Source organism: Bacillus sp. FSL K6-0268 (assembly GCF_038005425.1).
GTDB lineage: Bacteria > Bacillota > Bacilli > Bacillales > Bacillaceae_G > Bacillus_A > Bacillus_A thuringiensis_S.
This window is the reverse complement of the sequence record NZ_JBBOTF010000001.1, coordinates 97,906-122,785: the sequence shown is the minus strand read 5'-3', so window position 1 is coordinate 122,785 and position 24,880 is coordinate 97,906. Positions and strand designations below refer to the sequence as shown.

Here is a 24,880-nt window from a genome sequence, read left to right as displayed (position 1 = left end):
AGCGAACTATTCAAATGACTACACATATAGAAAAGTGCACCCTTGAAGATATACACAGACTTCAAGATATTAGTTATGAAACATTTAATGAGACTTTTAAACATCAGAATTCACCCGAAAGTATGAATCACTATTTGGAAAAGGCATTTAACTTAAAACAATTAGAAAAAGAATTATCCAATATCTCTTCTCAATTCTTTTTTGTCTACTTTAACGATGAAATTGCTGGATATTTAAAGGTCAATATTGATGATGCTCAGTCTGAAGAAATGGGAAATGAATCACTTGAAGTAGAGAGAATTTATATAAAGAGCTCCTTTCAAAAACATGGTCTTGGTAAATATCTACTAAATAATGCTATTGAAATTGCAATAGAACATAATAAAAAGAATATTTGGCTAGGCGTATGGGAGAAAAATGAAAATGCTATTGCTTTTTATAAGAAATTAGGTTTTGTACAAGCTGGCTCTCATTCCTTTTATATGGGCGATGACGAACAAGTTGACCTTATAATGATCAAAACACTCATATAACTTTTTTTGAAAGGTGGGCTATTATGTATATTCCAAAGTATTTTAAAGTCACAAATGTTGATGAAATTTGGGATTTTGTTCAAAAAAACTCTTTTGGAACAATCGTCACAACTAAAAAAGAGAAATCAATCGCAACTCATTTGCCCTTTGGATTAACTAAACAAGGTGATGACTATTTTATTACTGGACATATGGCTTATGGGAACCCCCAGTGGAGAACATTTGAAACCTGCGAAGATGTTCTTGTAATGTTTCAGGGACCGCACTCTTACATCTCTTCTTCTTGGTATGAAAATGAAGAAGTTCCAACATGGAATTATCAAGCCGTTCATATATATGGTAAAGCAAGTATTTTAGATAAACAGGAATTAATAGATGAATTAACAACAATGTTGAAAAAATATGAAGAACATCGTGAAAATCCAATATTATGGGATAAACTTTCCCCAACTCTCTTAGAAAATGAACTGAAAGGGATAGTTGGGTTTAAAATTAAAGTAGGAGACATCCAGGCTGCATATAAATTAAGTCAAAATCGGAATGAGAGGGATTATAGTAATATTATTGATAAATTGTACGATGAAGGAAATCCAGATGCGAAACAAATGGCAAAACTCATGGGGAATAGATTAAACAATCACATATAGTTCATTGTAATTCAACTCTCACATTTCAAAATTAAAGAAAAGACTGGAGGGCTTTATCGGCAGTTTTCTTTAGAACGTAAAAGATTGAGCTTAAAGTGCATGGGGGTTAATTATAAATATAGATCCATTAGAAAAGAATCTATTTTGAAAAAAGATTATTCAAAATAGATTCTTACGTTTTAGTATTAAGATTATTTTAATCAAAAATAATTTCTAAGCCTTCGAAATATCAACAAATCCTTCTCCGAACACATCACGAACATCGTGTATAGCGATGAACGCCGCCGGATCCGTAGTTTGAACAATCCGCTTTAGCTTCACTACTTCTTGCTTATTAATAACAACATAAAGAATTTCCTTTGGAGTTTTCGTGTAATAGCCATGACCTGAGTACACAGTAACCCCTCTGCCCATTAAGGTAGTTACCTTCCCAGCTATTTCATTCGGGTTATCAGAAATAATCGTAATGGCTTTCTTCGGATTTAAACCTTCAATTACAAACTCCATCACTTTCGTTGCTACATATAGCATAATAATTGTTATCATCAGTTTTTCTGCACCAATGATGAAATAAGATGAAAACGCAACAATTAAATCGAAGAACAGTAGACCGTAGCTAATGCTCCAGCCTAAATATTTATGCGTCATCCTTGCTAAAATCGTAGTACCTGCAGTTGTTCCACCAACGCGAATAATAAGACCAATCCCGCACCCAATAAATATTCCTCCGAAAATGGCATTTACAAGCATTTCATCCGAAGCAATCGTCCAGCCTTCTGTCAAATGAAGAAATAGCGAGTTCGTAACTACAGCGATAATCGTATAAATTGTTGTAATCTTATTTAAAAACTTATAACCGGCTATTAACAAAATCGCATTTAAAATTAAGTTAACTAAGCCCGGTGACCATTCAAATAAATAGTACGTAATAATCGTGATACCTGTTACCCCACCCTCACCAAACTCGTTCGGGATAACAAACAAATTAACACCTAACGCAAAAAGAAATGCACCGATAATAATAAAAATAATGTCTGTCGTTCTTTTTTTCATACAGTACCTCACTTCTTATGTAAATATTTATTCTGCCATAAACTCTCACTATTATATCGTGGAATATTCAAATCGAACAGTGGTTTGTTTTTATTTTAATATAAGATAAAAAATCAACATTATTTATTATGTACTGCAAATAAAGTTTTGATTTCAACCGTAATTTACTCTTAAAAAGAAATGCTAAACATTGACTTGCACAAATTTCAAATAAAAAAGTACCCATCTAATTGTCATACGCAATGAGAATTAGATGGGTACTGCATGATACATTTAGTTTTTACATGTATTGTTTGGAGAAAATTGCAAATAACGACTTATACTCGCCTTATTAAGACCAAACCCAAACATCATCATTATTTTCAACGTTGCTCTTTACCTCATGAACTTTTTCAATGTTATCCGTTGTGTTCCAGTTAATAGAACTTCCACCCCAGCCTACATACTTCATATCAATTTTCACTTTCTCACCCACATTAAATACTTGTCCCTTTGTTAAGAAAACATCAATAATATCTTTCTTCCCATTTAGCGATGGATACTCAACTACAACATATTTAGTAGCACCGTCTCCCTCATCTTCCATCGTTCCTACTTTTGATACTTCTCCAATTACATAATTAGGTGAGCCATCTTCTTTCATGTGCATACCTAACTTGTTTGTTGTATTTTCAACTGCAGTTGCAACCATATATTCTGTAAAATTACGCATCATAGATCCAGTAGCTTTTACTTCATCTCCTACTTTCACATTTGAAAATGAATCAATATACACACTAACAGGTTCTTCGTATTGCTTAGATTTTACGACAATTACACCGTTATCTACTTCTACTACTCGTCCTTCTAACGTCGAGAAGTTCGATTCAATAGAAGCTGCACTCGCTTTTGTTACTTCTAGTCCTGGTAAATTTGTTCCTGATAATGCTGCGATCCCTAAAGCACCTGCTAAAATTATTTTTTTCATACCCATTATGAAACATCTCCATTCATGATGATTGTATTTGTTTGATTGGTATCGACCAACCTGTAATCATTATAGTTACAGGTTGTGAAAATAACAACCGTTTTCCTCATGCAATGTTGCATACTGTAATTTTCAAATATAAATCGGTTATTCCTATATTCAACACTAAGACTGAATTCTTGAATCCCAGCAGGTAAACGGATTAATGATGAAGAAACTAATGTCATACATCATGTTTTTCAATGATACAGTTTGTATAATCGTAGTCCATTACATTATGTAGGAGCGGAGTTAACATGTTAAAAAAACCAAAGAGATTACAGCCAGGAGATACCGTGGCGACAGTAAGTCCTTCGTGGGGAGGAGCAGATAACGATATGACAGGACTCAAATAAATAAAAAACACTTCTATAAGATATGACTGTGAATTGGTACTTTTCAAATGATATGAAGATTACTTATCTAATGATAAAGGGGGATTTACGTGTATGGAAGTAACATTTACAGTAAGTAAATGGGATGAAAAACTAATTGATGATACTAGAAAAGATTTCCCTATTAATATTGCCCATGTTGAATATGATATTGATGGAGAATTAAAAGGAAAAGCTTTTGTTGAATACTTATTATATTATGTAGACTCAAATATAAATGATGGTCACTTGGCTACGGCTAAAATTTCTGGATTTTTACACTTTGAAGGAATTTATAAGGGGCAACAAGGGACATTCACAGCTATAGAGCAAGGAATATTTGATAAAGGAAATTTAGATTCCCCAGGAACAATTATTAAAGCTACCGGTAACTTAGAAAATCTGAGAGGGTCCTATAATTATCAGTTTACAGGTCAAACTAGTAAACTGATTTTAGAGTTTGAATTTTAGCAAAATACCTTACATTTTAGCAGAAAGGACATTTCTTGTAATACTCGGAATGTCCTTTTTGTTGACGAGCTTATTCAACTATTTTCTAATAGTTAAGAAAAGAACAGAATATACGTTATGGGGGAATTAAAACGCTAAGCCTGAGAGGCATGGAGAACCCACTTATTCATTACTTCTCCTATTAAAGAATAATCCCCGAAAAACTTCCCTTCATAACTTCTTTTCCAACTTGATTCACACATGTAAACATCGCAATTATCTTTGTACGTTTTTTTCATCAGGTTCTAATTGTTCAATTGTTACGTCACAACGAATAGTTACTATTAATTGGTGACTTTCGATCAAATGAAAATCGCCTCTTATAGAGAGCAGTTTTACTTATATTTATTCTTATGCAAATTCTGAAGCATATTCTTCGTATGTCTTTAATGTATTAAGCAATCGAGCTGATTCAATCATGATTTCGTTCGAAGAATCAGTTACACAAATGACAATAAATCGATTATCATCTCTATCTCCAAACAATCCTTCTGATTCAAGTTCCATTAACACATTTAATGTTTCTTTCAACAGTGTATTTACTCGTATGTTAAAGTCATCTTCGACAATATTATGATATTTCTTAATAATTTTTTTCACTTCATCAAACATTCCAAAATCGTCCCATTCGCTCCACTCAACAGCTCCGTATCTATAATAATTGTATAAAGGGTCCGATTTATTAACTTTGATTAGTCTTTCTTCATTAGCCACTGGTCCAATGCTATTGACACAATCGTCTGTTAATATGGAGTACCCATATATTGTGTCAACACCGCACCTAGTTAAAAGTTCGTTATAATGACAACGAATTGCATTTTTCAATTCAACATAAAAACTTTTTTGAAGATGCATTTTCATCGTATTTCCTCCATTTTTTTGTAGCGACCTGCTGTTACATATTTCAATCTTAACATGAAAATCAACATTAAACGTTAACTGAGCCAAAATAAGAAAAACCGAAACTCAAATCATTTCGGTTTTTCAATCTAAAGAAGTCTATTTATTTTAATGAATGTACAAACAACCCGCTGCGCAGTTTCGGTTCAAACCACGTTGATTTTGGCGGCATAACTTCTCCAGCGTCTGCGATTGCTAATAAAGCTTCCATTGATGTCGGATATAATGCGAATGCTGCTTTATATTCACCGCTCTTTACAAGGTGTTCTAGTTCTTCTAATCCGCGGATTCCTCCGACAAAATCGATGCGTGAATCAGAACGCGGATCATGTATTTCAAGTACTTGACTTAATAAATGATCTTGCAGGATAGATACATCTAAACCTCTAACAAGATCATTCGCATCAAATGTTTCTTCTTTCACAGTAAGCTTATACCACTTCTCATTTACATACATACCAAATGTTTTTGGCTCATTTGGTTTATACGGAGAAACAGGTGCTTCTTCTACATAAAAGTACTGCGTAATTTGATTTAAAAACTGTTCCTCTGATAAGCCATTTAAATCTTTCACAACTCGGTTATAGTCCCAAATCGATAATTCATCCTGAGGGAATAATACAGATAGGAAGAAATTAAACTCTTCTTCTCCTGTGTAATTCGGATATTGTTCTCTTCGCATGATCCCTACTTTTGCAGCTGATGCAGAGCGGTGATGTCCATCTGCAATGTACAGGTTAGGAATATCTTCAAATAAGTTTACTAAACTTGCAATTACTTCTTCATCAGCTATTTTCCAAGCAACGTGCCTAACGCCGTCTTCTGCTGTAAATGTATAGATTGGCGCATGTTCTTCTTTCCAGCTGGCAATGAAATGCTTTATCTCTTCTTTTGTACGATACGTTAAAAAGATAGGACCCGTATTTGCATCACACACATCTACGTGACGAATACGATCTAGCTCTTTTTCATGACGCGTTCTCTCATGTTTTTTAATTGTATCATCTTCATACTCATCAATAGATGTACAAACGACAAGGCCTGACTGCGTTCTTCCCTGCATCGTCAGTTCATAAATGTATAACGCTGGCTCTTCGTCTTGAATGAACACTTCTTCTCGTATAAATCGATTTAAATTTTCACCCGCTTTTTCATATACACGATCATCGTACGGTGAAAGTGCCGGGTCTAAATCAATTTCTGCTTTATCAACATGCAAGAAAGAATATGGATTCCCTTTTACAACTTCCCTTGCCTCTTCACTATTTAATACGTCATACGGTAAAGCTGCCACTTGTGCCGCTTTTTCCTCTACTGGACGAATGGCCCGAAACGGTCGTATTTTTGCCACATTCCTCTCTCCTTTACACAATCATTCGAACGGCTACAACACCTGTAATTTTGCTTATATTTTCTACAATATTCTCTTTTATTATATCATCAATTCCGTTATCGATATCAATCATTGTGTACGCCCAAGAATGTTTACTACGATTAATCATATCGGCAATATTAATATGATGTTCCGCTAAGCATCCTGTAATTTGCCCTACCATATTCGGGACGTTTTGATGCATAATTGTAATTCGTTTCTTTCCGATATACGGCAATTCTACGTTTGGATAATTTACTGAATTACGAATATTTCCTGTCTCTAAATATTCACGTAATTGGCGCGCTGCCATGAATGCACAGTTTTCTTCTGATTCGGACGTAGATGCACCAAGGTGAGGCGTCGCTGTTACATTTTTCATCTTTATCACATTTTCATTCGGGAAGTCTGTTACGTAATGCGTAATAACATCTTCTTCTAACGCTTTTTGAAGAACCTTTTCATCTACAAGTTCTCCTCTTGAGAAATTGAATAAACGCATACCTTTTTTCATCTTCTCTATAGCGTGTTCCCCAATAATTCCCCTCGTTTGATTTGTAAGAGGAATATGAAGGGTAATATAATCACACGTTGCAAAAATTTCATCAAGGCTAAATGCTCTTTGCACATGTGTAGAAAGACGCCAAGCTGTTTCAACTGAAATATAAGGATCATATCCAATAACGTCCATCCCTAACGCTAACGCATCGTTCGCAACTAAAGCACCGATTGCGCCAAGTCCGATAACACCTAGACGTTTCCCTGCAATTTCTGATCCAACAAATTGTTTTTTTCCTGATTCAACAAGCTGTGGTACTTCTTCACCCTCTAAGTTTTTCGTCCAACTTACACCATTAATAATGTTACGTGAAGACATAATAAGACTGGCAATAATGAGTTCCTTTACAGCGTTTGCATTTGCCCCCGGCGTGTTAAATACTACAATTCCTTTTTCTGTACATCTCTCGACAGGAATATTATTTACACCAGCGCCAGCTCTTGCAATCGCCTTTAAGTCTTTTGAAAACTCTTCTTGATGTAAAGAGTAGCTACGAAGCAAAATTCCATCTGGATGATTGATTCTATCTCCTACTTCATAACGTTCTTCAGTAAAAACTTGCAAGCCTTTTTCTGCAATTTGATTTAACGTTTGAACACGAAACATATCCCCATCTCCCTATCTATTCTCAAGCTCAAATTCCTTCATATAATCTACTAATCGTTTTACGCCGTGTGCTGGCATCGCATTGTAAATACTGGCACGCATACCGCCAACTGAGCGATGTCCTTTTAACGTAACAAGGCCGCGTTCCTTCGCCTTTTGTAAAAACTCATTGTTAAGTTCTTCTGACGGTGTTGTAAATGGAATGTTCATAAGTGATCGATACGTAGGATCAACTGGTGAAGTAAACAATTTAGATTCATCTAAAAAATGATAAATAAGTGAAGATTTCATTCTATTTTGTTCTTCAATCGCAGATACTCCGCCTTGCTCTTTCAACCACTCTAGTACAAGTTTTGTTACGTAAATACTAAAGGATGGCGGTGTATTATATAAGGAGTTATTTTTACTGTAAGTTTCATAATTTAACATTGTCGGACAAGAGCGATCTGCTCCCCCAATTAAATCTCTTTTTATAATAGCAATCGTTAAGCCCGCAGGTCCTAAATTCTTTTGCGCCCCCGCATATATAAGACCAAACTTCGAAACATCATATCGCTCTGATAAAATATTTGAGGACATATCCGCAACGAGCGGCACTCTTTCTACATGTGGAATGTCCACATATTTTGTCCCCTCAATTGTATTATTCGTTGTAATATGTACATAATCTAGTTTTTCATCACTTAATAAACCGTCCAGTTTAGGAATCGTAGTAAACTTCTCTTGCTCGGAAGAAGCAATCACTTGTACTTCCCCAACTTTTTCGGCTTCTTGCAGTGCCTTTTTAGACCATGAGCCAGTTAGTACGTATCCAGCTTTTTTATACGTATTCATTAAGTTCAGTGGTATCATAGAAAATTGTAATGACGCACCGCCTTGTAAAAATAAAACATCATACTCATCAGGGATGCTCATTAATTCACGAAGTAAGTTACTCGCTTCCTCTATAATACTTTGAAAATAAGAAGATCGATGACTCATTTCCATAATAGACATGCCTGTCCCGTTATAATTTACAAGCTCCTTTTGCACTTTCTCTAAAACTGGCAAAGGGAGTATTGATGGTCCTGCTGAAAAATTATAGACTCTCTCCATTACCCTCATAACCTCCCTATTTCTCATTTTTATTAATTTTTAAACTTTCTGAATTATAACCCAAAATATAATACGTGGTCAATTTGTTTTCTATTATTACGGCGCAAGACGCAATGGAATCGCTTGCATGTGCAAACTATTTTTATAAACATACAAAAAAGTGTTAAGTACATAATCGTACTTAACACTCTAGTAATAAAGTATAATTGCTAATTGTCCGTGAAGAACCGATCAAAAATTTGATAAATAGCAGAAAGACCAATGAGCCAATAAATAGTGTCCACAAGCGCCGGCATAGAACCAAACCATTTCTCAACTACATTGTAATCTAACGCTACAAATAACCAATTCAAACCGCCGAGAATCACCAAAATTACTGTAAGGTAAGACAAAAATTTCATTATGATTGCCCCCTAGGTGATAAGATGGTGAAAGGCCTTTCACTAGAAATATATGTAGTAATCTTTAAAACTTACCTATTTTATAAAAATTATTTTCGGTACCACCCGTTAATAACTGCCTCTGCTTCTTTACTATGTATTTGATACGCATGTGTACTATCATTAGAGCCAATAAACCAAATTGAAAAACCTTTAAAATATGGTTTCGGTTCTAATACATCGCGGTAAGCACGCCATCCATTTAATTGTACATCTTTTGAAAACACATTTGAAACATCTGGATTCCACGGATTTTGTAATCCAAGTTCACGCGCCGGAACGTTAAACCCACCGAAGTAAACTGGTTTTCCTGTTGCATTATGTAATTGTTCCAATTGCTGAACAACATTTTGTCCACGATTATACACTGTCGTCGCAAATAAACTTTTCTTTACTTCTTCATATGTTGGATTTCTTTTTCCTGAAACTTCAAACCAACTATCAATACTTACAATATCCACCTTTTTTAAATACGGACGATTGATTTTCTCTTTAAACTTCGCTTCATAAGAAGGGTCCCAGCTTGCTGTTAACCACCAGTTCATTTGATACAAAACATTTCCTTTATACTGATTACGAACAAAATCAATTGTATCGCTCCAGTATCCTTCTGCATACTCCATGTTCACGAAATTAGAAGCAATCTTTAGTCCATACACATTGTATTTACTTGTAATGGAATTAAAAATATCTTGCAGAATAACCGTCTTCCAATTCCAGAAGAAATCATTAATGTTACTTGGGTTCCATTCTGTCTCTCCAACATTCCCCTGCTGAATATACGGGAACGGTTCCACTATAACTTGAATATTACGCTTTAATAATTCTTGAATTAAAATAATAGCTTGTTGCTTTTGCGCTTGATTAATTACCATATTCGTAGAAGTCACATTCGGGATATCCACTTGAATCGGTACATTTACTGTATTTAAATTTAAGCGCTCCACATCCGCTAATACTTTCGCTACATTTCCAACTTCCCATACTGTTACGTTTCCTGATTTGATTTTTCCAGATTGAACAGTATTTACATCTGCCTGTACATTTCCTTGAAAACAAAAAGAAAACAACATAATAAACACTCCTAAAAAACTTATTAAACTCTTATTTTTCTTCACAACTTTCCCCCTATAATTTTTGGCTTTCTTGATTATTTTATACAACGTTTCATATATATTCCACAAAAAATCCAATAAATTTTTATTGATAAAAATGCTATTCATCCTTTATTCACATCTTACTCATACTAAGCCCCTAAAAATAGTAAGATAAATAAAAAAGGAACGGATTTCCGCTCCTTTTTTATCTTTTTACGATTATCAATCCATTTCCCTTTTAGGCTCTACCAACATGATGTGGGATTCCTTTTCAGTGAAAGGTTTATGCTCAACGCCTCTCGGGACAATAAACATCTCGCCCTTAGAAATTTTCACCTGTCCATCACGGAAATCGATGAACATCTCCCCTTCAAGCACAATAAATAGCTTATCCGTATCAGGATGCTCATGCCATATAAAATCTCCATTAGCTTTAAAAAGCTGAATTTGATCATCATTCATTTCACCAATCACTCGTGGATACCAATAATCGTTAATTTTAGATAACTCGTCATTTAGTTTAATAGGTTGGTAATGGATAATAATCCCTCCTCATTTTTAACTTCCACTATATTACAATAATCTAAGTAAAAAAGTCGTCATTACGCTTAAAAAGAAAATGCTCCGGCCAGAACTTTTCATTCAGATAGTACAAAGGAGTGATTTCAATGAAAGTTCTTTCAATCCAATGTTTCCTTTAACTCTCCATAAGTATAGAACAGTGATTTTCAAATAAGAATGGACCCCTGTTGACATTAGTATGGATTATCGATGAACTTCTCGCGATATTTAGTAGGCGAAATGCCAACTCGCTTCTTGAAAACTCTACTAAAATAAAAAGGGTCTGCAATTCCAACAGCCTGCGAAATTTGTTGTACAGGCACACCACTTGTACATAACATTTTTTGAGCCATCTTTATACGATAGTTCAATAAATATTCTGCTGGCCCCATACCTGCATGCTTTCTAAACACGTAAGAAAGACGATTTCGATTAACATTATTTTGTTCTGTAAGCGTATGTATTGTAATATCTTTATAATAGTATTTGCGAACGTAACTAGATATTCGTTCGAATAAAGTATGCGACTCATAGTTGTTTTCTCTATTGACAACACTTAATAAAGCTTCATTCAACGCTTCGCGAAACAGCATTTCAGTCTGAAGCATCGAAATGCCTCCACGCTGATTATACACATCCCAAAGACGCATAAGTAATTCGACAAGACGAGGAGATTGTCCTGTTAATAATTCAAAATGCTGATGAGTAAAGCCAGAGTCTTCTCGTTCTGGATTGCTTATCTGATATAAAACAAGAATATATTCCCAGTTTATTTCACCAAGCATTTTATGGGCTAATGTCATTTTTGCACCCCCATGTATAACTTTTCCTGGGGAAAGGATATACGGCGTACCATTAAATTGAAATTGCGTCTTCCCTGTAAGTGGAAATACAAATCCTGGGAAAGAATCTGTAGACTCAGCACAAGGCACACCTGGATTTTTAGCATAACGATATACTCCTTCTACTCGGAAAGGATTATTGGCAAGATACTCTGCTAACTCATTCACGTCCAACTTCACAATGCACGCCTCATTTCAATAATAATTTTCTTGTAATTCGCGAGATTAATTGGTGTACATTCTGGGCAACGCTAAACTAAAAATAGTACATACGACTTAACAAGATCTGGTTATTAACCTATAAATATATTGTTTTTCATTTATTGACAAAAGTATCCTCCCTATATTATTGATAATGATTTTCATTGTAGTTTGATAAAAAAACATTTGTCAAGTTGGATGGCGTAGAAAAATGACGAAACAAGGGGTACAGAGGGACCGTTCTGTTGCAAATAATACCTGGTCTTTGTTAACTAATTCCCCTCAAAACTGGAATAATCATGTTAATAGTTGTAATGGCTTTATTTGTTACAGCACTTGCAGCATGTGGAAATAATCGTAATCCTGAAGAAGTTGCTACAGCGTATTTCGAAGATGGAAACAGCCTACTATCAAATTAAATGATAGTAGGCTGGCTGTTAAAATTATTTAAGAACTGGGTTATGTTCTAAATGATAAGCTTTCATTATCAAAAAGATTATTACTAGTCCCTCCACAAACAAAAACCCCCTATCACTTCGGTTCTAAATTTAGCACCTTCCCCTCTATTCCCTCCGTATTCAATGTAGTCGTATGATACGTTCCACTTACCCAATCATCTATTTGATCATGATACCAATCGCTTCTAAAATGTCCCGATTGTCCTGGCCCTACGATATGATAACCGTTTGACATATCTTTCGTATCAATAATGAATCTCCAAGACGCTCCGTGATTTACAATGCCGTTATCGCCGTAACTCGCTGCTTGCACGGTAACTTGACTTCCGCCAATCAGGACTGGTTTCTCACGATTAAAAGCGAGTAGTGCTAACATACTAGATGATTTTGAAATTGGATGTGTAAAAGCGAGTTGATGGTAATCGCCCCACTTCCACTCTCCAACATCCGGTCCATATTCCTTCTGCAATTTCTTCATTACATTCTCGTACGATGTATGCACAACTTTTGTGAAACCTCCGTACTTCGTAAACCACGCGCTATTTTCTCCCGCTACTTCTTTTCGAATCAATTCATCAACAACTTGTGACTTCCCTTCAAATAACTTCATTACATCTTTCGGTATTTCTTTTGAAAATAACGTATTTGAAATCTCTTTCATTAATAAATAGAATATTAATGGTGCCGGTTCATCTTTACTATCGTAAAAATTCCACTTTGTTAATTGGTTTACGCCTTCTTTCTCTACCTCATTTAAAGATGCTTTATTTAACTCTTTTAAAAATATAGGAGTAAACTCTTTCCCGTATAAATTCTTTTGATCCATCTGTAACTCTTCTAAATCTTTCACCGTATACTTTTCCTTCTCTTGCAAAAATTCTTGAATACGCATTTGCCTATATGGCTGTGCCCACGTATTGCTAATATGGTACGGATAATCATCATCAACAATTTTATTATTCGCAGTTGAAATAAAACCTTCTTTCGGATTTATAACTTTCGGCAGCTGATCAAATGGAATATACCCTTCCCATTCATATTCATCTGTCCATCCTGGAACAGGCAAGCTACCATCGCCTTTTTTACGCACTGGTATATTTCCATTCGCTTTATAAGCAATCGTGCCATCGTTTGATGCAAACACAAAGTTTTGGGTTGGTGTATGGAAATCTTGAAGAGCGGTTTCAAACTCCGTCCAGTCTTTTGCTTTGTTCATATTTAATACAGCTTTTAACTCAGCTGACGGTTCTAAAGCAGTCCACTTTAAAGCAAATACTGTTTTCGTTTTCTCCTTCCCCTTATCCGCAAACTCTGAAATTACTGGCCCATGCCTCGTAATCGTAACGTTATAAGGAATTGTCTTCCCGCCTTTTACTTTAATCGATTCATCAACTACCGTAGCTTTCTCCCATTTATCGTTATACAGAAATTCATTTTCATTATTAGGATTTCTCTTCTCAATATATAAATCTTGCACATCAGGCCCCGTATTCGTAACGCCCCACGCTATTTTGTCATTGTGGCCTAATATAACACCTGGTACTCCAGCGAAAATAACGCCACTCACATTTAAATCTTTCATTTCAAGTCTCGTTTGATACCATATAGAAGGTGTCGCAAGGGATAAATGAGGGTCATCTGCTAAAATCGGCTTACCTGACGCACTCTTCTCACCGCTCACAACCCAGTTATTACTACCGTTAAACTCCGGGGGAATTATCGTTTTTGAAAAACTTTGTGCTACGTCCACATTTGTAGTTTTTAGTTCAGCTAGCAATCTAGGTGCATCTTTCGGATATGTAGGAAATAGCTCATTTGCTTGCTCTTTCGAAAGGTTTTTCAGCGCCCAATATCGAAACGCCTGTCCATGCCAATGTCCTCCTAAGTCAAACGCCATATACTTTCCAATTGTTAAAGAATCCACGATTGACCATTCAGAAGGCTCATAACCTAATATAGTAAACTCAACCGGCAATTTCTTTTCCACTTTTGCCTCACGTATAAAAGCGTTCACCCCATCAGCAAATGACTGCAGGGCATATTTTGCTTCTCCATCATATTGACTAACTGAAGCTTCTGCCGCTCGCCGTAAACCGAGTGTTCGAAACAATTTATCTCGGTCAACAGCTGCTTCCCCAACAACTTCACTTAACATACCAGAAGCTTGTCTTCTACTTAAATCCATTTGGAACAACCGATCTTGCGCTTGTACATATCCTTGTGAAAAATATAAATCATGTGCATTTTCCGATTTAATATGCGGGACACCTTTACTATCCCGCTTTACCGTAACAGCGTGTTGTAAATCCTCTAGCTTTATCGTTCCATCTATCTTTGGCATAGATTTCAGCGTATATATATTCAAAAAAATCGCAGCGGAAATAACTAACAAGAGAACGATACTACTAGCCCAAATAAAAATTCTTCTTCCCCTTTTTCGTTTCTTCTTTATAACTACCTCCATATAACCACCCCTTTCTCACACTATTCGCTTCTTTTTGAGAAAGAACCTTTTAAAAACATTGAAAAACCCCCTTCATTTTCCTACCAATGAAGGGGGTCTTTCTTATCGTTTGCTACGCCAACTTTCATTATGCCCAAGATTTGCACCTGTCGCTACTTGCACATCATATAACATTTCACTAAAGAAGCGTTTATCTACTTCTTTTGGTACAATGCGTCTTTCATCATCAATCTCATCGTATTCATATGAACCATGATTCACTGTACCTGCTTTATAAAATTGAATGTCAAATACACATACATCTTCTTCATCTTCATAACCAATCGGCGCTCCGCTAAATGAAAGCTCTGCCCCTAATCCAGTACGAGTATCTTCTTTATAAAACGTATAATACACACCGCCATCTTGAACAGATCCACGGATCCATCCAAGCTTCGTCATCTTACCGAATAACAAACGACCATTTACTAAAATACCACCAAATCTCTCAATAGCACTCTCATCATTCTCTTCTACTACAAACACTGGACGCTCAATTTGTAGGAACGGCTGAACAATTCCCGCACTTTCTAATTGCTCTTTCCATAATTCCTTCTCCGCCCCAGACAATTCTAACGGATGAACGAAACCAATAACAGTGCCAAATGAAAGTTCATAACTCTTCCCGTCAATTGTACAGAACACGCCACCTTCTGCATAACGGAATGCGTTCAGCAACTTCCCTTCCTTATACTCACCCCAAATGAGTGAAATAGAAAATTGCTTCATAATTGGATTATCCATAAATACAGACTTCCATGCATTATGTGACCAATAACGCTTTAACGAAAGTGCCGCTTCCAATCGTTGTTTTTGCATGGAAAGAGTAGTTCGGAGTTCCTTCTTTAAAGAGGCTAATTCTTTTTTAGCCTCTTCAGCCTTTTCTACATCATCTTTTGCATTCGGCTTTGGAAGTGACTTCATACGTTTTCCTTCCTCTGTCTCTAATTCAATTTTTGACTCTGTAGTTAAAATGGCAGTAAAACTTCGATTCCCGAAATCAATTATCTTTTCACCATGTATAGTAAAGCCAAGGTCCGGCACCAATTGATCTTCCAGCTCTTCCTCTGTTATACCACGTGTTTTCGCAGCAAGACTTAGCGCTTCTTTTGCTGCATTACGTACTTGCTTATGTTTATATTTAAATGCTATTGCATGAATAGACATAAGTGCAAGCTTAGATGAAGACAAACCTAAAGCACGAACGGCATCCGCTGCTATCTTTCCTCTCATTTGAAGCACCCATTCATCAATTTGCTTTATAAGTATGTCGACCATTTTGTCGTCACTATACATTCCGTATAACGAAAGAATTCCACGTTTCTTCACATCTGCGTCTTGAGAAATCCATATTTGATATATTGTTTGCACATATTCTTTTAAGTCCTCTTCATTTAAAGCTCTACCAATTACTTCTGCTGTTTCTTTCTTCTCAATAACAACATCTGAAATATACTGTTGTAGATAGGCTAACGGAATTGCAGCATCAGCAATTTCATCAGAGTCACGTAAACGGATTTGTGGCTCATCCCCAATCAATTGCAGAAGTGAATTTCTTGTTTGTTCAGTTAAAATACGTGCACATAGTTCTTCTATCTTTTCTTCCTCCGTTTGAAATAAAAACGAGAATTTCCCTGCGAAAGATTCATTTTTACTTTCTTGCAAAGCTTCCTGTACAAGTTTCGTATATTTTTCAAGCTTATACTCTATAAGTATTTTCATCACATTTTCACGAACAATTTTCTTTTTATTATGAAGTTCAACTGCTACATCTGCTGCAGCTTCTACATCTTTTGAAAGCAGTTTAACTACAGACTCACGCATTTTTTTAGATGAATCTCCTAAGCTTTTAATTAAAATTGGACGCATTTTAATCATGTTATCCTTTGCTAACTCTTCTAAAATATATGCTTTGGCCACAGCAGAATACTCATCAAATCGTTCAATGATGTACGCTTGTTCTTTTACAATTACACAAACAAGCGCTTCCTTCGCCTTATTTCGCTCTTCACTGTAACATGCAGCTTCTTCAACTGCATAAGCGATAAGCTTTTCCTTACTTAATCCATACGAAAGCAGATCTTCTAATACTTGTTTCGGTTCTACTCCCCTGACAGAACATTCGTAAAGAAGTTCGTATAAATTAACACTATCTTCATCTCCAAACTGTAGTGTAAGTACAGCTTCCCTCTTCGCTACATCATCTATATCCCAAAGAAGCGCAACCTCTAACACCGGCATACCCCAATACATACTTCTATATTTCGGATTTTTAAGTATTTGCTCCATATCCTCAAGTGACAATTTCCCTAGTAAATAATCACGATATGTATCCCGCACTGTAGACAATTTTATTTGCAAAGCAGCAACAAAAAATTCTTCTCGCATTTTCCCTCTATTTAGCTCATATCCTTTTTCAGCTAACGTGCGTGCGATGATGAGATAATTCATTTTACTTACATATTGCAAAGTACGTTGAATAAATTCAGGATCTTCCTCCAACATAAAGCATAGCAATTCATATTCATACGTCTTACAAAAATCCTCACTATTCAAATCATGTTGCCTTAGACGATGCGCGAAAAATCGTTCCTTAGAAATCCAAAACTGTGTACAAAAACTTTGAATTTCTTCATATGTTTCTCTATTTACACTACCAGTTTTTTTGTAGTTTTGAGACTGACCGAGAGTGTGACACATATAACGTGTTGCATAGTTTATAAAACCCCAAACATTTTTCTTCGCCAATATTTCAATATATCGCCTCGCAACATCCGAATATTTATGAACACAAAATAATAGCCGCCAAATATGTTCCGGTAAATTCCAACCTATAAATACTTCACTATCATCTTTACCTTTTAAATACCGTTTAACTGCTTCAACCTTTTCCTTTTCCCCTAGCAGTTTCAATATAAATTCTGTATGTTCTTCTAACCTCTCATTCAATAAAGAACTATATGTACGAAACTTTTCATAATCTACATCAAACATTACAAGAAGTAATGTTACTTGCTGGTTAGTTGGTAAAGTATGTAATTGTCCCTCTATATAGTTCGGATTCTCTCTTGTTAACTCTCTAAGAAAAACATCTGCTTCATTCACATAACTTGAAATACTGGATAAATATTTACATGCGATTGCTACAAGTTTGTCCAAAGGAAGTGCACTTTTTTCTAAATAAATCTTCATTTTAGAAAAACTGACATGCGCAAAACGGACTACAAGAACATTTAATAATTGCTCCTCGAGTATATGGTAAAATAATCGAAAAAAATCCGGATCTTGTTTATGCACTTTCCTAAAATCGTTTATAAATCGCTCCGCAAAATCGCTTCTTTTTTGATCACGAATTGTCGTTAGTTGAATATCTTTTAAAATCTCTTCTTCTTTTGTCTGTAAATATCGTTGTGATAATTGTTTCTGTTCTTCTGTCATATTAATATATTGAAACAACTCAGATGTACTAGTAGTCAAACTTTGTACCCCCCGCATCTTTTTATCTATTATAAAAATACCCTTATTTAATGGTAGTATAGCATAAATCCCACGAAAACGAACATACATTCTATGTTAAGTTAATGTAAATTAAAATACACTACTCAAAATACATTTCCTTCTCTCTAAACTTCCCATTACGCACTTCTCCCCACTAAAATCCTTTAATTTTTCACTACACCAATTCCTCAAAATCCCCTTCACATAAGCTAACGTTTTCTTATTATTTTCAAACGCAATTTTAAGTGCCTCTAACACTTTCTCTCCAGAAAGTCTTTGTATCCAATTCTTCAATTCCTTCACAATATACGGGGATAAACTACTAATATTTTGTTCATAAAACTTATAAACTTCACTATTTGGAACGCCCTCTTCTATGGTTTCTATCTCTTCCGCTTCTTCTTTCTCTTCAATAACTACTTGTGAACTACTATTATCCTCTTCTTCTGGCATACCAAAATACTGCAATAATAATGGAATCGTGTATTCTTCTTCAAGGCATTTACGTAAAAACATATGTATGAACTCATTACTTTTTACAGTCTTTAACTCACGTAATACGCACTTTTCTACATTCGTATTTGAAATAGGGTTATAGTGTAACCAGTTTATTATGAATACCTCTTTCGTTTCCGTATCATATAAAATCTTTCCATACTCAACAAACCTGTTTAGCAACTTCTCAACAGTCTCCATACTATAACCTGTTTCAAGCTCTGCCACACGCTTCGGTAATATGTAAATACCACATTGCTTCGTTTTCGTACCAGTTAACAAATATATGTAAAAATAACGCTCCTCTGGCGTTAAATCTAATATGAATTCATCTTGCCAAAAGTTCACCTGCACATTACGGTATACCGCCATATGTTTCCCTCCACTCTTTGCTAGTAAATAGGAAAATTTTAATCCTTCATTATAAAGATAGGCATGCGGGAATGGTTTTGGCATTCGAATTACAATTTTTTTACTACTACAACGCCGGTTTCATTTTTTCGTGCTTGTTTTGTTCTTGTAGTTGTTTTTGTTTTTGTTTTTTCTTAGTGATTTATTACTTGGTAGGGGCTTATGAGGGGCTTGGAAGGGCATTCTACATTAATTACAATCTATCAAATACAATTTTTTCTTCCTACTAAATAGGAGCTATTCAAAATTATTATTTTGGATAGCTCCTTTCAAATTCTTCTTATTTTTTACTTCTACCAATGTCAGCTTCTACATACAATTTATTCTGCTATTTGCAGGCAGTAAAACTCTCATTTCAAAATTCGGTGAATAAACTGCTCGATTGCAACGCGAGTGGCCCCACTGATTCAAGTTTTATTTTATTTTTGCATTGAATCTAACATCTTCACAATAAAGGCAGCTGCCTGACCACGAGTTGCTGTACCTCGGGGATCAAACTCATTATTTCCAACACCATTAACTACCTTTAGACTGTATAATCGTTGAACCGATTCTTTGTATGTTATTAAATGCTTATCTGTAAATGGTAATGCTACTAACTCACCTGTAATTCCTTTATATCGTAATGCTTTGTCAATCATAATAGATACTTCTTCACGAGTAATTGGTGAGTTAGGATCAAAAATCCCTTCACCACGACCATTAATAATTCCTGCACTTGCACAACGTTTAATACCGTCATGAAGTGATGGATGTGCCTCATTAATATCTACAAATGACTTATTTCCCTCTGGTAGTTTAAGAGCATTCGAGATTAATTTCGCAAACTCCGCTCTCGTTACATTTCGATATGGCGCAAATACACCATTACCTTCGCCTTGCATAATACCTAGACTGTTTAATTTACGAATATGCCCTTCAAACCAGCCACCTGTAATATCATCTTTTGGTTTTTGTACTTCTTCCTTTGGTACATTGTAGTTAATTTTAATCCAACTTGGGTCATAGAAAATCCATTCTCCATTACCTACTTTATACCAACCATTTTTAACCGCTAATACTTTGTAACGATCTCCGTTTGAAGCTTTACGTACAACACGATGTTCAATACCCGCATCACTACGTACATTGATGCCACTACCATTTACCACTAGTTCCATGCTAGGTTCAGCTGGATTATTTTCATTTGGATTAAATGAGTCATTTTTATCTTGTAAAGGCGTATCAATCTGCGCATTTATATTTGCATACCACTGAATTCCTTGTACGAAACCAGCCCAATTACCACGTGAAATTAAAATGTCAGGACATTTTTTCCCGCTCCATTGTTGATGCTTGTAAATATGATCTGCACCAATTCCTTCTTTGTTCATTAAATAACCTGCAAGTCGTTTTGCATTTTCTAATGCTTTATTGTAATCACCATCTTGGTTAACCGCGATCTCGATACCGATAGATTCCCTGTTTCCTGATCCATCTCCATCTCCTGCATGCCAACCATTTTCGTTTGTTGGTAAGTGTTGATAAATTTGTTTATCGTCTACAGTAAAATGCCATGAAGCTGTTCGGAAAGTGCCTTCAGTTGCTTGCTTGTATAAATATTTCGCATGATTTTCAGCATTAGCACCAGCGGCTGTATTTGCGGTCTCATGAATTGTAATGTAACGTGCTTTCATCGGATTTGCAGGACGAATATCAGGATTTCCTGCTGGAACAATCCACTCCACAAATGGAACTCCTGCAAGTGTTCCATATTTCTTCGTACTCTGTGCGCTATATTGAATACCTCTTGGCTTTGCAACAGGTTTCATTTGACGATCAGACCCATCATTTCGACCATCTACAGATTCAAATGCCTTTTCAATGTTTGAAATAGCTTCCTTTTCTGCTACTTGCCCCTTCTTAGCATCTTGCATTTTGTTTAATTCTTCTGTTTCATCATGTTTATGCTTATATTCTTCTAAAAGAATTTTTTCATTTTCAGATACTTCTGCTTCGTTAACTTGTACATGATCAGGAACTTCCAACTTGAAATTAGAATAATTTAATCCGCTCGATCCGTGTTCTCCTTGGGGAATATTAAGTTGATCAGTTTGAGAGTTGTTTATCTCTTCTGCTGATACTGATAAAGGTACGCTCCCTAAAATCACTAGACTTGTTGATAGTGCGATTACTTGTTGTTTGATTGTCTTATTCATTATTATAATAGATACATACACATTCCCGCCGTGTGTGTATCTCAACCTCCCTTTATTCTCACATTAATTTGTTAAAATATGAATCTACTATGTACTTCTAATATGACTTCTTTTTATTTATATATTTAAATAATTATATTTTATAACCATTAAGAAAATATTTATATGTCATCCCTACAGATGAATTTCATCTAACATACTTTTTACAAAATCCGTCAACAAACATTATTTTACAACTAATTACAAATACCGTCAAAAGCATTTGTACATACTGGCATGTTTTTAGGCTGGATCATTGAACATAATTTATTTAGTCAAGAATTTGAAGAAGAGTCTCCAGACGAAATTAATCAATTTAAACTTAGACAAATGACTGGCACACAAATTTATATAAACTGGGATGGCGTTTTAGCAGACAACATGTTAAATGATGAGGGCAACCAATTCGCAATGTACTACTTTAACAATAAGGATGAGTGGAAGTATATAGATGATTACTCAGGTATTTTTACAGACGATGGAGAAACTCTCTACCACGTGCAAGTTACTTGAGAAAATTATTTCAAATTAAAAGAAGTTATTGATAATAGCTATAATTTTTGGAAAGACAACTTACAAAATATATAATTATAACAAGTCGATTTCTTATTTTAATAAGGAATCGACTTTCTTAATATTTAATTTGCTGATTAACATCTCACTCAAAAATTATTTTACTAACGATACTATTATAGATACCGAATTATCTATAACGGAACGTTCTGGGCGTGATTTCATTAACACTGTTAATCCAATTAAGGACGTGACTAATGTTTGCGCTAATGCTTTAGCGTTCAAATCACTTTGTAGTTCTCCTGATCGAATTCCTTTCATGATTAATTCTTGAAAAATAACTGCAAGATACATTTGGTGTTCTCTAGTCAGTACTTCAAACTTTTCATTATGAGGAGCAAGCTCAACCATTGTGTTAATACAAAAACAGCCTTTACTGAACTCTTTTTTATATTCCTCTTCCACCATATTTTCAAAAAACATCCGAATTGCTTCTTTTACAGATTGTTCGTTTTGAAGTTTTGTTCGTATACGAGCCGCATGTAAATTTGTGTATCTCCTTAATGCCGCTTCAAATAAGCCCTCTTTATCACCAAAAGCTGAATATAAACTCGGTTTTTGTATTTCCATTCTTGCAGTTAGATCACTTAATGAAGTAGTAGCGTATCCTTTCTCCCAAAAAAGTTGCATAGCAGCATCCAAAGCTTTTTCTTCATCAAATTCGCGTAGTCGAGCCATTTAAAAATATCCCCTTCCTCTACATTTTTAGATTATAAACTAACACTTTATGTACCAATCAGTATATTATATATCGTATTAAATTATAAACGATGTGTCAAAGAAAACAGAATTAACTCAAAATAAACTTGACATATACATTTACTCAAGATTATATTTTACTTACAAAATAACATACCGCTCGGTACGTTATTTACACCAATACAAAATGGAGCTGATTTTATGAATAGCAAGGAAAAGATGATGACCACTCTTAAACATAATGATCCCCAGTTATATTCACCTATTAGCGCAAACATGTCCCGCTACATGACTCTATTATTCGCAATAGCTTGCGGGATGGCGGTGGCAAATATATATTTCGCTCATCCGCTACTTGATTCTTTATCAAATGAATTTAAGATTAGTCATTCAACTATCGGTATTGTGATTACTATTACTCAAGTTTGTTATGCAATCGGATTACTTTTATTAGTTCCACTTGGTGACTTATTAAACCAAAAAAGACTCATTATTGTTCAAATGGTTTTATCCGTTATCGCTTTAATTGTAATTGGGACCGCTCCCTCGGCCATCGTACTTTTTATAGGTATGGCCTTAGTAGGAATTCTTGCAACAGTTACGCAAACACTCGTCGCATACGCATCCATTTTAGCAAATCCAGCTGAACGTGGACGCATAGTAGGTTTCGTTACAAGCGGCGTTGTAATAGGCATTCTCCTTGCGCGTACATTTGCAGGCGCATTAACAGATTTAGCTGGATGGCGATCCGTTTATCTCACCTCCGCTACACTTATACTATTCGTAACTGTTTTGTTATATCGTAATTTACCTACTCTTGAACAGAGCAGAATGACAACTATGCCTTACCGGAAGTTAATACGTTCTGTACTCTTATTATTTGTAGAAGAACAACTCTTACGCATTCGCGGAATATTAGCATTGCTCATTTTCACTTCATTCAGTATTTTATGGACTTCTTTAGTATTACCTCTAAGTGCTACACCACATAATCTTTCACATACAGCTATTGGTGCGTTCGGCCTTGCTGGAGTTGCAGGTGCATTAGCTGCTACTAAAGCTGGACAATTAGCTGATAAAGGATTAGGACAAAGAACAACTGGCATAGCTTTATCTTTATTAGTACTTTCATGGCTCCTAATTAAATCTATTAATCACTCTCTATTATTACTAATTTTCGGCATTATCCTCTTAGATTTAGCGGTGCAAGCTGTACATGTCACCAATCAAAGTATGCTGTTCACAGTGCGTCCCGAAGCAAGAAGTCGACTTACTGCCAGTTACATGATTTTTTATTCTATCGGTAGTGCAACAGGTGCAATTCTTTCAACAAATACGTATGCAAAATATGGTTGGGATGGCGTATGCATATTAGGTGTATCTATTAGTGCTTGTGCTCTTTTATTTTGGATAATAACCTTGCGGCGATCATCACAGCTGAACGAAGAATAATTCATTTATGATTAATACGTGTTTTTCTACAAGACTATAGAATAGCATTTATTTTTTAACACAAATCAACGGCATTTTCATATAAAAAATGCCGTTGATTCACAATTTCATAATAAGAGATCCTATACTATCGAAATACATCTATTACAAATTCCCTTTAACGTTTTCAACAATTTCGTTTATCGTATTTCGATCAAACTTATCACTAATTTCGTATGGCTCACGATCTTCTACTAATTGTACGCCGACGATATCGTTGCGATTTTTACTATATTGCACTTCAATAATAGACCCACGCTCTATTTGTTTCCAAACGAGACTTGCTTCATCTTTATTATCTAAAATAATACAGTCCTCAATATTTTCATCAATTCCAATTAACTTATTATCATCCATATATCCAATCTCGTATTGTTGCCGTTCTTTCGCTTTGCCACTTACTAATATACCTTTGCTACCATATGAATAATCCATATAGTCCTTTTTCTCCGTTTGTACCGCTTTCGGCTTTTGTGCTTCAGTTTTTTCAGTAGCCCCACAACCTGTAATAAGACTGATTGGCATAACCACTATTAATACTAACCTAGTGAATTTCTTTATCATTTGTAACCAACCTCATATATTTAATGTAAAATTCCATTCATTACTCTATTAAAGAATAACATGATACTAAGTAAACAGAACGAAAGATAACATATTATTTACATACCCACACTTTAATGAAGGAACAGGCCATTTAAACCTAGTCCTCCATAACT

Annotated in this window: 20 protein-coding genes and 1 pseudogene; 5 read left to right on the top strand and 16 right to left on the bottom strand. The window is 35.2% G+C overall.

The annotated features are described in order from the left end of the window. The first annotated feature begins 14 nt into the window (after positions 1 to 14). Positions 15 to 533 (top strand): GNAT family N-acetyltransferase, encoded by a 519-nt coding sequence (locus tag MHI28_RS00670; RefSeq protein ID WP_000207056.1) that lies wholly within the window; start codon positions 15 to 17, stop codon positions 531 to 533. A gap of 23 nt (positions 534 to 556) precedes the next feature. Continuing rightward, a complete protein-coding gene (locus MHI28_RS00665; protein WP_340827550.1) occupies positions 557 to 1,180 on the top strand; it encodes an FMN-binding negative transcriptional regulator in 624 nt (207 codons plus the stop codon). A 213-nt stretch (positions 1,181 to 1,393) separates the two neighbouring features. Here the strand turns inward: MHI28_RS00665 and MHI28_RS00660 are convergent, their stop codons facing one another. Next, positions 1,394 to 2,233, bottom strand: coding sequence for a YitT family protein (locus MHI28_RS00660; protein ID WP_000747488.1), 840 nt, complete (start codon positions 2,231 to 2,233; stop codon positions 1,394 to 1,396). Between the two features lie 331 nt (positions 2,234 to 2,564). Next, the gene (locus tag MHI28_RS00655; RefSeq protein ID WP_000525476.1) at positions 2,565 to 3,206 is read right to left on the bottom strand and encodes a F0F1 ATP synthase subunit alpha; all 642 of its coding nucleotides are present in this window, start codon (positions 3,204 to 3,206) and stop codon (positions 2,565 to 2,567) included. Positions 3,207 to 3,688: 482 nt separating this feature from the next. Between MHI28_RS00655 and MHI28_RS00650 the strand changes: the two genes are divergently transcribed. Beyond that, positions 3,689 to 4,084 carry a DUF3224 domain-containing protein gene (locus MHI28_RS00650; protein ID WP_000454083.1) on the top strand — a complete coding sequence of 132 codons (396 nt, stop codon included), beginning with the start codon at positions 3,689 to 3,691 and terminating at the stop codon, positions 4,082 to 4,084. 390 nt (positions 4,085 to 4,474) lie between these two features. Here the strand turns inward: MHI28_RS00650 and MHI28_RS00645 are convergent, their stop codons facing one another. The 12 genes from MHI28_RS00645 to MHI28_RS00590 form a co-directional block, all read right to left on the bottom strand. Then, positions 4,475 to 4,984 (bottom strand): DUF4303 domain-containing protein, encoded by a 510-nt coding sequence (locus tag MHI28_RS00645; RefSeq protein WP_000781769.1) that lies wholly within the window; start codon positions 4,982 to 4,984, stop codon positions 4,475 to 4,477. A gap of 142 nt (positions 4,985 to 5,126) precedes the next feature. Continuing rightward, positions 5,127 to 6,374 (bottom strand): DUF1015 domain-containing protein, encoded by a 1,248-nt coding sequence (locus tag MHI28_RS00640; RefSeq protein ID WP_001063062.1) that lies wholly within the window; start codon positions 6,372 to 6,374, stop codon positions 5,127 to 5,129. Between the two features lie 13 nt (positions 6,375 to 6,387). After that, positions 6,388 to 7,560 carry a 3-phosphoglycerate dehydrogenase family protein gene (locus tag MHI28_RS00635; protein WP_000490231.1) on the bottom strand — a complete coding sequence of 391 codons (1,173 nt, stop codon included), beginning with the start codon at positions 7,558 to 7,560 and terminating at the stop codon, positions 6,388 to 6,390. Positions 7,561 to 7,572: 12 nt separating this feature from the next. Then, a complete protein-coding gene (gene serC / locus MHI28_RS00630) occupies positions 7,573 to 8,655 on the bottom strand; it encodes a 3-phosphoserine/phosphohydroxythreonine transaminase (protein WP_000442939.1) in 1,083 nt (360 codons plus the stop codon). Positions 8,656 to 8,864: 209 nt separating this feature from the next. After that, on the bottom strand, positions 8,865 to 9,056 hold the full coding sequence (locus MHI28_RS00625; protein ID WP_000670803.1) for a DUF378 domain-containing protein: 192 nt from the start codon (positions 9,054 to 9,056) through the stop codon (positions 8,865 to 8,867). Between the two features lie 89 nt (positions 9,057 to 9,145). Continuing rightward, positions 9,146 to 10,213 carry a glycoside hydrolase family 113 gene (locus MHI28_RS00620; RefSeq protein ID WP_000739768.1) on the bottom strand — a complete coding sequence of 356 codons (1,068 nt, stop codon included), beginning with the start codon at positions 10,211 to 10,213 and terminating at the stop codon, positions 9,146 to 9,148. Between the two features lie 201 nt (positions 10,214 to 10,414). Then, positions 10,415 to 10,654, bottom strand: a complete 240-nt coding sequence (locus tag MHI28_RS00615) for a cupin domain-containing protein (protein WP_000997179.1) — start codon at positions 10,652 to 10,654, stop codon at positions 10,415 to 10,417. A 293-nt stretch (positions 10,655 to 10,947) separates the two neighbouring features. After that, the gene (locus MHI28_RS00610; RefSeq protein WP_340827548.1) at positions 10,948 to 11,775 is read right to left on the bottom strand and encodes a helix-turn-helix transcriptional regulator; all 828 of its coding nucleotides are present in this window, start codon (positions 11,773 to 11,775) and stop codon (positions 10,948 to 10,950) included. 552 nt (positions 11,776 to 12,327) lie between these two features. Further along, positions 12,328 to 14,718 carry a penicillin acylase family protein gene (locus tag MHI28_RS00605; protein ID WP_000454332.1) on the bottom strand — a complete coding sequence of 797 codons (2,391 nt, stop codon included), beginning with the start codon at positions 14,716 to 14,718 and terminating at the stop codon, positions 12,328 to 12,330. Between the two features lie 102 nt (positions 14,719 to 14,820). Continuing rightward, complete coding sequence (locus MHI28_RS00600) at positions 14,821 to 18,234, bottom strand: DUF4132 domain-containing protein (RefSeq protein ID WP_017763385.1); 3,414 nt, start codon at positions 18,232 to 18,234, stop codon at positions 14,821 to 14,823. Positions 18,235 to 18,345: 111 nt separating this feature from the next. Beyond that, entirely contained in the window at positions 18,346 to 19,122 is a 777-nt protein-coding gene (locus tag MHI28_RS00595) for a DnaD domain-containing protein (RefSeq protein WP_000312100.1), read from the bottom strand. A gap of 458 nt (positions 19,123 to 19,580) precedes the next feature. After that, complete coding sequence (locus MHI28_RS00590) at positions 19,581 to 21,359, bottom strand: S-layer homology domain-containing protein (RefSeq protein ID WP_033794151.1); 1,779 nt, start codon at positions 21,357 to 21,359, stop codon at positions 19,581 to 19,583. Positions 21,360 to 21,605: 246 nt separating this feature from the next. On the opposite strand from MHI28_RS00590, the pseudogene MHI28_RS00585 reads away from it, so the two are divergent. Next, a pseudogene (locus tag MHI28_RS00585) lies at positions 21,606 to 21,986 on the top strand (DUF7832 domain-containing protein). An 81-nt stretch (positions 21,987 to 22,067) separates the two neighbouring features. Here the strand turns inward: MHI28_RS00585 and MHI28_RS00580 are convergent. After that, on the bottom strand, positions 22,068 to 22,649 hold the full coding sequence (locus MHI28_RS00580) for a TetR/AcrR family transcriptional regulator (protein ID WP_000113335.1): 582 nt from the start codon (positions 22,647 to 22,649) through the stop codon (positions 22,068 to 22,070). 222 nt (positions 22,650 to 22,871) lie between these two features. Here MHI28_RS00580 and MHI28_RS00575 point away from each other — a divergent pair, with 222 nt between their 5' ends. After that, on the top strand, positions 22,872 to 24,122 hold the full coding sequence (locus MHI28_RS00575; RefSeq protein WP_001085016.1) for an MFS transporter: 1,251 nt from the start codon (positions 22,872 to 22,874) through the stop codon (positions 24,120 to 24,122). A 144-nt stretch (positions 24,123 to 24,266) separates the two neighbouring features. Here the strand turns inward: MHI28_RS00575 and MHI28_RS00570 are convergent, their stop codons facing one another. Continuing rightward, positions 24,267 to 24,725, bottom strand: a complete 459-nt coding sequence (locus MHI28_RS00570) for a hypothetical protein (RefSeq protein WP_000591641.1) — start codon at positions 24,723 to 24,725, stop codon at positions 24,267 to 24,269. Positions 24,726 to 24,880: the final 155 nt, after the last annotated feature.

Coding starts and splice junctions, on each gene's coding strand:
- MHI28_RS00670 (WP_000207056.1), top strand. CDS start 15: ATGACTACACATATAGAAAAGTGCACCCTTGAAGATATACACAGACTT.
- MHI28_RS00665 (WP_340827550.1), top strand. CDS start 557: ATGTATATTCCAAAGTATTTTAAAGTCACAAATGTTGATGAAATTTGG.
- MHI28_RS00660 (WP_000747488.1), bottom strand. CDS start 2,233: ATGAAAAAAAGAACGACAGACATTATTTTTATTATTATCGGTGCATTT.
- MHI28_RS00655 (WP_000525476.1), bottom strand. CDS start 3,206: ATGGGTATGAAAAAAATAATTTTAGCAGGTGCTTTAGGGATCGCAGCA.
- MHI28_RS00650 (WP_000454083.1), top strand. CDS start 3,689: ATGGAAGTAACATTTACAGTAAGTAAATGGGATGAAAAACTAATTGAT.
- MHI28_RS00645 (WP_000781769.1), bottom strand. CDS start 4,984: ATGAAAATGCATCTTCAAAAAAGTTTTTATGTTGAATTGAAAAATGCA.
- MHI28_RS00635 (WP_000490231.1), bottom strand. CDS start 7,560: ATGTTTCGTGTTCAAACGTTAAATCAAATTGCAGAAAAAGGCTTGCAA.
- serC (WP_000442939.1), bottom strand. CDS start 8,655: ATGGAGAGAGTCTATAATTTTTCAGCAGGACCATCAATACTCCCTTTG.
- MHI28_RS00625 (WP_000670803.1), bottom strand. CDS start 9,056: ATGAAATTTTTGTCTTACCTTACAGTAATTTTGGTGATTCTCGGCGGT.
- MHI28_RS00615 (WP_000997179.1), bottom strand. CDS start 10,654: ATGAATGATGATCAAATTCAGCTTTTTAAAGCTAATGGAGATTTTATA.
- MHI28_RS00605 (WP_000454332.1), bottom strand. CDS start 14,718: ATGGAGGTAGTTATAAAGAAGAAACGAAAAAGGGGAAGAAGAATTTTT.
- MHI28_RS00595 (WP_000312100.1), bottom strand. CDS start 19,122: ATGGCGGTATACCGTAATGTGCAGGTGAACTTTTGGCAAGATGAATTC.
- MHI28_RS00590 (WP_033794151.1), bottom strand. CDS start 21,359: ATGAATAAGACAATCAAACAACAAGTAATCGCACTATCAACAAGTCTA.
- MHI28_RS00580 (WP_000113335.1), bottom strand. CDS start 22,649: ATGGCTCGACTACGCGAATTTGATGAAGAAAAAGCTTTGGATGCTGCT.
- MHI28_RS00575 (WP_001085016.1), top strand. CDS start 22,872: ATGAATAGCAAGGAAAAGATGATGACCACTCTTAAACATAATGATCCC.
- MHI28_RS00570 (WP_000591641.1), bottom strand. CDS start 24,725: ATGATAAAGAAATTCACTAGGTTAGTATTAATAGTGGTTATGCCAATC.